Origin of the sequence: Micromonospora sp. NPDC049559, from assembly GCF_040676675.1 — a bacterium.
Classification (GTDB): domain Bacteria; phylum Actinomycetota; class Actinomycetes; order Mycobacteriales; family Micromonosporaceae; genus JBFAPK01.
Genome location: NZ_JBFAPK010000008.1, coordinates 195,780 through 203,617, shown reverse-complemented (window position 1 = coordinate 203,617; position 7,838 = coordinate 195,780). Strand labels below are relative to the sequence as shown.

Annotated in this window: 6 protein-coding genes and 1 pseudogene; 1 reads left to right on the top strand and 6 read right to left on the bottom strand. The window is 71.7% G+C overall.

Annotated elements, in window-relative coordinates:
• Positions 1 to 278 (bottom strand): annotated as a pseudogene (locus AB0J86_RS12885) (hypothetical protein); the annotation flags it as partial.
• A gap of 507 nt (positions 279 to 785) precedes the next feature.
• Here AB0J86_RS12885 and AB0J86_RS12880 point away from each other — a divergent pair.
• On the top strand, positions 786 to 1,535 hold the full coding sequence (locus AB0J86_RS12880; protein WP_363856491.1) for a hypothetical protein: 750 nt from the start codon (positions 786 to 788) through the stop codon (positions 1,533 to 1,535).
• A gap of 219 nt (positions 1,536 to 1,754) precedes the next feature.
• On the opposite strand, the gene AB0J86_RS12875 is transcribed toward AB0J86_RS12880, so the two are convergent.
• The 5 genes from AB0J86_RS12875 to AB0J86_RS12855 form a co-directional block, all read right to left on the bottom strand.
• A complete protein-coding gene (locus AB0J86_RS12875) occupies positions 1,755 to 2,357 on the bottom strand; it encodes a hypothetical protein (protein ID WP_363856489.1) in 603 nt (200 codons plus the stop codon).
• Positions 2,358 to 2,369: 12 nt separating this feature from the next.
• Positions 2,370 to 4,169, bottom strand: a complete 1,800-nt coding sequence (locus AB0J86_RS12870) for a DUF4012 domain-containing protein (RefSeq protein ID WP_363856487.1) — start codon at positions 4,167 to 4,169, stop codon at positions 2,370 to 2,372.
• 263 nt (positions 4,170 to 4,432) lie between these two features.
• Positions 4,433 to 5,680, bottom strand: a complete 1,248-nt coding sequence (locus AB0J86_RS12865; RefSeq protein WP_363856486.1) for a glycosyltransferase family 4 protein — start codon at positions 5,678 to 5,680, stop codon at positions 4,433 to 4,435.
• A gap of 91 nt (positions 5,681 to 5,771) precedes the next feature.
• Positions 5,772 to 7,256 carry a polysaccharide biosynthesis tyrosine autokinase gene (locus tag AB0J86_RS12860; protein ID WP_363856484.1) on the bottom strand — a complete coding sequence of 495 codons (1,485 nt, stop codon included), beginning with the start codon at positions 7,254 to 7,256 and terminating at the stop codon, positions 5,772 to 5,774.
• A gap of 365 nt (positions 7,257 to 7,621) precedes the next feature.
• A complete protein-coding gene (locus tag AB0J86_RS12855) occupies positions 7,622 to 7,831 on the bottom strand; it encodes a hypothetical protein (RefSeq protein ID WP_363856482.1) in 210 nt (69 codons plus the stop codon).
• Positions 7,832 to 7,838: the final 7 nt, after the last annotated feature.

Below are 7,838 nucleotides of genomic sequence, written 5' to 3'. Positions count from 1 at the left end.
ACATTCGCCCTCTGCTCACCATCCAGGTCGATCCGCGACTGCGCACCCTGAGTGCCGTGCGGCACCAGCTTGTCCATACCCGGCTTACCAGGCTTGTCCTGCTGCACCACCGCCTGAGCGGTCACAGGGTGCATCACAGGAGCCTGCGGAGCGGCCATCGCACTGGCGGCCGGACCAGCGACAGCACCACCGGCGAACGCCAGACCAGCAACACCCAGCACCGTCCGACGAGCAACAGCCGTACGAGTAACAGCATCAAACAGCTTCTTCGAGTTCACGATGGAATTCCTTCCAACTCGGGGGGAAACACACCTCACCGGGGGATGTGAGGCGCGAGCACCTCGCCAAGGACGAGGCAACAAAAGCTCACAGAAAAGCCCAGAAGAAATGCGGCTTGGAGAAGAAACAACCCGCGCTACCAGGCCCCGTGAAGAATCCGGGGCGGCTGCTGCGGGGCGCCGTCGGGATGTAACCACGCCCGACCAGCCAGCATTCCGCACTCGCCAGATCAACCCGGCGGCGGCTCACTGCCGCTGCGGTCGTACGCGGATATAACCACCCCCGGCCAGCCAGCATTCCGCCGAAACCGTGCCGCCGGTCACCCCAAAACGGACAGGCCGCCCAGGTCGCGAGAGACCACACCATCCCGCGACCGGCCTCGGGACGGCGGGCACGCGACGGGCAGCCGGCGCTACCGGCCGATCGGCGACGAACGCGACCCCGCGGCGGATCCCCGGAGTGACCGGCGAGCCGGTACGGCGACGCGCAAACGGGTAGGTCGGCGTATGACCAAGGTGCTCGAGGACGGCGACCTGTACCTGCTGTACCGGCCCCGGGTCGGCGACGAGGAGGTCGACTCGCTGGAGGAGGTGCAACGGCTGCTGCTGGTGCTGCATCCGTGGCGCGGACGTCGGCCGGTCCGCCTGCTGGTGGTGGGCCGCAAGCGGCTGCCCGGAATCGACCAGCACGACCGGTTCTGGGCGTTCGTGGACGCCGTCTTCGATCGTCCCGAAGGGGTGCACGACGCGCTCGCGCGCCGGACGTACGGTACGGAGACGCGGGGCGAGCGCAACCAGCCACCGGCGCGTCCGGCGGCGGAGGGGGCGTACGTGATCGCCCGGCACGACGACCACACCCACCTGGCGTACCGGCTGGAGTTGCCGAACCGGCCCGGAGCCACGCAGCACGATCTGGGTATCGAGCGTGAGGCGAGCTACGTGGTCAGCGTGAAGAACCCGAGGGCGCCGTCGCCGCCCGGTGTCGGACTCACCGGTTCCCGGCGCGCGAAACTCCCCGCCGCGCTGCAGGAGCGGTTCGGCAACCGACGCTTCGCCTCGCTCGACCCGCCCGACTATCTGGACCACCCGGGTACGGAGCTGGTGCTGGTCGGGGCGGCGCACGACGCGTCCCGGGAGTTGGCGCTGAACCTGCGCGCCGAGGCCGAGCACGCGGCCCGGAGCAGCATCTTCGAGGACCTGCGGATCGGCCGGGCCGACGCCCCGACAGCGGCGCTCTTCTCCGGCCGCTGGCGCTGAGGGCGTCGTACCCGGGCCGCGTCGCGGACGGCAGGCACGTCGACGGACGGTCGGTGCCGGGCCGCCGTCGGAACCGAAAAGGGGCGGTGCCGGGCTGCGTCGGAACCGAGAAGGGGTCGGCGCCGGAGATAGGTCGGTCTCGGGAAAAGGTCGGTGCCCGCCGGACGAGCGGTGAACTCGTCCGGCGGGCACCACCGGCTGGGCACGGGGTACCGCGTGCTAGCTCATCGACCCCGCGGTCACGTCCTGACGCCGGCGACGGCGCCACACCACGGTCATCAGTACGAGTAGCACACCCGTGGCCAGGAGACCGCCACCGACCGCCAGTTGGGAACCGACGGAGCTACCGGTGACCGGCAGCCCCGGCTGCGGTCGGAACACCGTTATCGTCACGCTCGCGACCCGTGCGGTGCTCAGGCCGGTGGCCGTGACGAGCACCTGGCCCGCGTGGTGGAACTTCACCACCTTGGTGAAGCGCCCCTCGGAGTTGGCCCGCACGGTGGTCGACGGGATCGCCGGGCCGCCCTTGAGCTCCAGGCTGGCCGGAGCCATGGCGCCCATGCCGCCGGTCTCCACCCGGGCCGGCTGGGCACCCGGAGCACGCGCGGCCAGCGGCGTGAACGTGAAGTCGAGGCGGACGAGTTCGTTGGCGCCGAACCCGGTACCGATGAGCGTGGTCGCCTGACCGATCTCGACCGTCGTATCGGTCGCCGTCAACGAGGGCGGCTGGGGCGGGTACGGCTGAGCCGCCCCCGCCGCGGCAGGCACGCCCGCCACGGCAAGGCCGGCCACGAGCGCGGTGATGATGCGGGATAGCCGCATAGTGGTTCCTCTCTACTTTTTGCAATCTGGCGCTGAACTGATGTGGGTGGTCCATGGGCTCACTCCGGGCGTGAGCCAGAGATCCGCGGTGCCGGGGGCGTCGACCGGGGTCAGCAGGGTGGCTTCCAGCACCCGGGTACGGCCGGGCGGGGTCTCCACGTTGACGATCCCGACATGGCGTCCGCGTTCGGTGCCGCTGCCGACCGCGACGGCCGTACCGTCGAGCCGGGCGGAGACGACCGATCCGCGCGCCGGGCTGAACAGGTAGACCAGGGTGCGAGCGGTGTACGGCTCCCCCGACAGCCCGAGCCCCAGCACCGACGAGCTGAGCCCGGACCTCGGGGCGCTGGAGGAGAGCGTCACCCGCAACCGCAGCTCACGACGGCCGTCACGGCGGCAGTCGCCGACCGTCAGCTCGGCCTCGTGGGTCAGGTAGTAGCCGAGCTTCGCGCCGCTGCCGTCGTTGAGGAAGACGCCGACGGTCGGCACCTGCTCACGTTCGGGCAGCACGCCGGCGAGCCGGGTACCGGCGATCATCTCCTGTTCCTGCTCGTGGGCGCTCCAGAAGAGCAGGCGCCGCTCCTCGACCGCCCGGTCGAGGACCGTCATCAGGGCACGCGGATCGATCGGGCGCTGCAGGATCGCCTCGAAGACCGCCCGCGCGGAGGCGGCGAAGTACCTGTCCTGCGCCTTGAGGTCGAGCGTGCGGTAGGTGTCCGAGAGCAGGGTGCGGACCGCGGTGGTGGCGGCCAGCGTGGGCTGGGACACCACGCCGGTCTGGCCCGTCACCTGCACCGGACCGATGGCCTGGAGCAGGTACGAGAGCACCACCGGGTCCGTGGCCAGCACCCCGTCGACACTGGTGCCGCTGCGGCGGCGGTACATCTCCCGGTAGAGCTTGGCGGCCGTCGGGAAGTGCGGGGTGAGGTTGACGTCCGGTGCGTAGATCCCCGGCAGGTCGCCGTAGAGCGCCCGCATCTCCGGGCTCAGCTGGAGCACCGGCTGCGGGAACATCGGCAGGTCCTCGCTGGCGGTTCCGCCCTGGGCGACGATCCGCGCCTGGCCTCCCTCGGTACGGATGGCGGCGTACGCGCCCCAGATCCCGCCGGTCGCCCGCAGCTCCGCGAGGTTCTGCGAGACGAGCAGATAGGTACGCGCACCGTTGGCCCCGAGGATCGGCGGCAGCAGGGCGGCGGCGATCCGGGCGGCGGTGGTGACCGTGGTGAGGTTGTCCAGTTCGTCGCGGAGTTGTCGGAGCGCGTCGCGCACCTGCGGGTGCAGGCCGGCCGTCGGCAACGCGTCGACGCGGCGGTCCACCTTCCGCACCTCCGGTTCGGCGGCGGCGAGGGTGGGGGCCGTCGACCGCAGCGCGGCCAGGTCGAGCCGGCCGGCCTTCGGGACCAGCGCGGCGGGGTCGAGGCTCAGCAGGGCCGGGAACGCCAGCCGGGCGAGGTCGTCGACCGCGATCGAGATGGCCTGGACGGTGGCGAAGTTCCGCCCCGCGTACGGCAGGTGACCGGCGCCGCGCCAGGCGGGATCCCCGGAGGAGGACCGGGCGCCCGCGGTCTGCTGCTGCAGCGCGGCGAGCGTCCGCCGGGCCTGGACCAGGTCGCCGGAGCGCACCTGCTCGCTCAGACTGCGGGCGAGTCGCATCGCGCCGACCAGGTGTTCCCGGGTCTGCCAGCCCCGCAGCACGAGCCAACCGCCGCTGAGCGACACCAGGCAGGCGCAGACCAGAGCGGCCAGGAGCACCCGGCGCAGACGCCGACGACCACGACTCCGTCGGCGGCGCTTGCCCGAAGTAGCGGTCATTTCGCCACCTTCACCCCAACGAATAAGAAAGACCCGCAGATATGTCCATTAACCTCGTACTTCATACCACGCGGATTAGCCGACAGAGCTTGCTATGACCGGCTTTCCCCCCGATGACGCACACTTCCGAATCAAATTCGCATGAGGGTCGCAGGCGCCCGTCAGCGGCCCGAACGGTCGACCGAACAGGTGCCGGGGTCGCGCGAAGGAAACGGCGCCGGGGAGGCGCCGGAAAGGAAATCCACCACCCCGGCGCGGGTCGGTTACCGGCGACGGGAGCGGGCGCCGCTGAGGGCCGCGTCGGTCAGCATCCGCTCGATCTGATCGACACCACCGCGCATCGACATCCGCTGCAGGTAGCTCTCCCGCGCGCGCTGCCCCATCTGTACGCGAGCCTCCGGCGGGATCACGGCCGCCAGCGCGAACCGGTCCGCCAGCGCCTGCCAGTCCTCCGGCGGGCACGAGAACCCGACCCGCGTCCGCTCGACCAGGTCGGCCGTGTCCCCGCCCGCCGAGGCGACCACGGGCGAGCCGCAGGAGAGGGCGCTCTGCAGCTTCGCCGGTACCGTGCCGCGCAGCGCCGGCAGGTCGCGCAGCAGGATCAGCTGGTACTCGGCCGCTCCGTACAGTTCGGGCATCTCGTCCGGTGGGCGCTGGCCGACGAAGCGGACGTTGTCGGCTCGCAACTCGGCCACCAGCCGGCGGGCGCGCCCCTCCTCGCTGCCCGAGCCGACGAGCACCAGGTCGATCTGGTCGCCGAGCCGCGCGGCGGCCCGGATCGCCGTCTCGACCCGCTGGAACGGGCCCATGTTGCCGGCGTGCATGACCGTGCAGCGGTCGCGGTACCCGATCGCCGCGCGAGCGGCCCGGCTCGGCGGCAGCGGGCGGAAGAGCCGCTCGTCGGTCCAGTTGAGCACGGTACGGATCTTCGACTCGTCCGCGCCGCGCGCCACCACCAGTTCCGCCATGGACGGGGCGATCACCGCGATGCCGCTGGCCGCCCCGTAGACGCGGCGCATGGTGGTGCTGACCCGCTCGGAGAGGATCCGCCCGGCGCGACTGCCCACGCTCGGATCCGCCACGGGCGCCCATTCCGGCCAGACATCCTGCACGTGCAGCACCGTCGGGACGCGGCGCAGCAGCCGCAGCAGCCCCGTCACGGCGAAGGTGGTCGCCAGGGGATGGTAGACGTAGAGCACGTCGATGCCGGCGAGGTACCGAGGCGCCGCCAGGCTCGTGCTACCGGCGAAGGAGAGGTAGCTCGCGAGCCGGCGCGTCGTCGAGGTGTCGTCGCTCGGGTAGCGCGGCACCCGGCGGACGGTCAGCCGCTCGCTGGTGGTGCGGTGGTTCCAGCGCTGGCGCCAGCCGGGATAGAGCCGGCCGCCCGGGTAGTCCGGGAAACCGGTCAGCACCCGGACCTCGTGGCCGCGCGCGGCGAGCTCCTCGGCCAGGCTGCCGGGGATGAACGCCGGCTCGGGCGGGAAGTAGTAGGTGAGGATTCCGATCTTCATGGCCCCACCCGCGACGCCCCCGGCGACGGGTCGGGCGGCGGCTCGTCGCGGTCCACCCGGCGCCGCCGCGCTCCGCGTGCGGTGGCCGGGGTCATCCTCGGCTCCGGCTCAGATCGGAGAACTCGTGCGTGGCCTCGCCGAGCGCCGAGCGGTTGAGCTGCTCACCCGGCATGCCCACGGCCGTGGCCGGTACCCGTTCGACGGGCGCGGCGACCGGTTGCCGCGACAACTCGGCCACCCGGTACGCCTGGTACTGGTAGACCTCCGAGCGCACCGACTTGACCATGTTCAGTACGCAGCCCAACAGGCGAGCGCCGACCGCCTGCAGGGACTGCGCCGCGGTGATGGCCTCCGCGAACGAGGTCTTGCCCTGGCGGCTGACCAGCAGCGCCCCGTCGGCCTGTACCGCGACCACCACGCCGTCGGCCACCGGCAGCAGCGGGGCGGTGTCGATCACCACGATGTCGGCCTGGTCGCGCAGCAGGTTCAGCAGGTCCGCCATGGCCTTGGAACCGAGCAGCTCGCTCGGGTTCGGCGGGCTGGACCCGCCGGGCAGCACGTGGAGCGAGCCGTTGCCCCACTGCCGCAGCACGTCGTCCAGCTCGACCTCGCCGGTCAGCACGTCGGTCAGCCCGAGCACACCCTCGATGCCGAGGTAGTGCGCGGTACGCGGGCGCCGCAGGTCCGCGTCGATGAGCAGCACCCGCCAGCCCGCCTCGGCGAGCGCGATCGAGAGGTTGCAGGCCAGGGTCGACTTGCCCTCGCCCTGGACCGCACTGGTGACGGCGATGACCCGGGCCGGCTCGGCCACGTCGACGAAGCGCAGGTTCGTGCGTAGTTTGCGCAGCGCCTCGGCCCGTGGTGACTGGGCCGCGCCGCCGGTGATCAGCGGGGTCGAGGTGGCCGCGTCGTCGTACGGGATCTGGCCGAGCAGCGGGGCCGCCACGCTGCGGGAGAGCGTCGCACCGTCACGGATCGTCTTGTCGGTCCTGCCCCGCAGCACCGCCAGGCCGACGCCGAGCAGCAGGCCGAGCAGGCCCCCGAGGGTCAGGTTGCGGACCGGACGCGGCGAAACGGGGTTCGGGTTGGACCGGGGCCCGCTGACCACCTCCAGCTTGATGGGCGCCTCGTCCGCACCCGGCGGCGTCTCGATCTGCTGGACCAGCCGCACGAACTGGCTGGTCAACTCCTCAAGGATCTTGAGCGCCCGGGCGGGATCCGTGTCGGTGACGGTGGCCGACAGCAGCACCCGGTCGACCTCGGCACGGGCCTTGACGCGGGACTGGACCTCGTTCGCCGTCAATCCGAGCGAGTCCTCGGCGACCACGCTCTGGGCCAGCCGGTCACTGGTCAGCAGGTCCGCGTACGACTTCACCCGCTGCTGCAGGAAGAGCCCGCCCTGGTACGCGTCGGAGACGCCCTTGCTGGGGATGGTGACGAAGAAGGTCACGGTCGAGGTGTACTGCGGCGTGGCCCGCACCGTGGCGAGAGCGGCCACGCCGAGCGCGAGGGTGACCGTGGCGAGCACGATCCACCACCGCTGGCGCACCACACGCAGGTAGCTCTGCAGGTCCATCAGTCCCGACCCCCCGGCATGCGGGTCGAACAAGCTCTAGCCACGTGATCTCCTTGGACGCGATCAAGACACCCAGCACGACGTTCCCTTACGTGCCGTACGCACGCACCTACTCGAATGTAGTGGAATTACCGTGCTAATAGGCGCAATACCGTCAACAAGGACGCCATCCGCCACCGGGGACACCAGGCCCCAACTCGCGGCGGCCCGGGCAGGGCCGACGGGGACCGCGGCGGCTCGGGCCGGAGCCCACGGAGACCAGAAGACGACGCGGCCCGCCGCGCGCCGGCGAACTCCGCCAGGACCCCTGGCGTCTCCACCGGCCGCGGCGGGCCCGAGACGAACTCCGCCGAACCCACGTACCGTCAGTCGTGCCGCGTACCCGGCCGTTCGCCGCGCTTCCCCTCGGTCTCCTCCAGCGCCTCCGTGATCTCCGTGGCGACGTCCGACCCGGGCACGGCGACGTCCTCGGCCGCCTCCTCCTCCGCCTTGTCCCGCCCGTGCGGCCGCGCCGGCTCGGGCAGGGTGGGGTCTCCGGCGAACCCGTACTCGTTCGGCTCGTCGTGCCTGGTCATACTGGTG

Bases quoted from the DNA above. Each gene is read 5' to 3' on its own strand.
- AB0J86_RS12880 (WP_363856491.1), top strand. From the start codon at position 786: ATGACCAAGGTGCTCGAGGACGGCGACCTGTACCTGCTGTACCGGCCC.
- AB0J86_RS12875 (WP_363856489.1), bottom strand. From the start codon at position 2,357: ATGCGGCTATCCCGCATCATCACCGCGCTCGTGGCCGGCCTTGCCGTG.
- AB0J86_RS12870 (WP_363856487.1), bottom strand. From the start codon at position 4,169: ATGACCGCTACTTCGGGCAAGCGCCGCCGACGGAGTCGTGGTCGTCGG.
- AB0J86_RS12865 (WP_363856486.1), bottom strand. From the start codon at position 5,680: ATGAAGATCGGAATCCTCACCTACTACTTCCCGCCCGAGCCGGCGTTC.
- AB0J86_RS12860 (WP_363856484.1), bottom strand. From the start codon at position 7,256: ATGGACCTGCAGAGCTACCTGCGTGTGGTGCGCCAGCGGTGGTGGATC.
- AB0J86_RS12855 (WP_363856482.1), bottom strand. From the start codon at position 7,831: ATGACCAGGCACGACGAGCCGAACGAGTACGGGTTCGCCGGAGACCCC.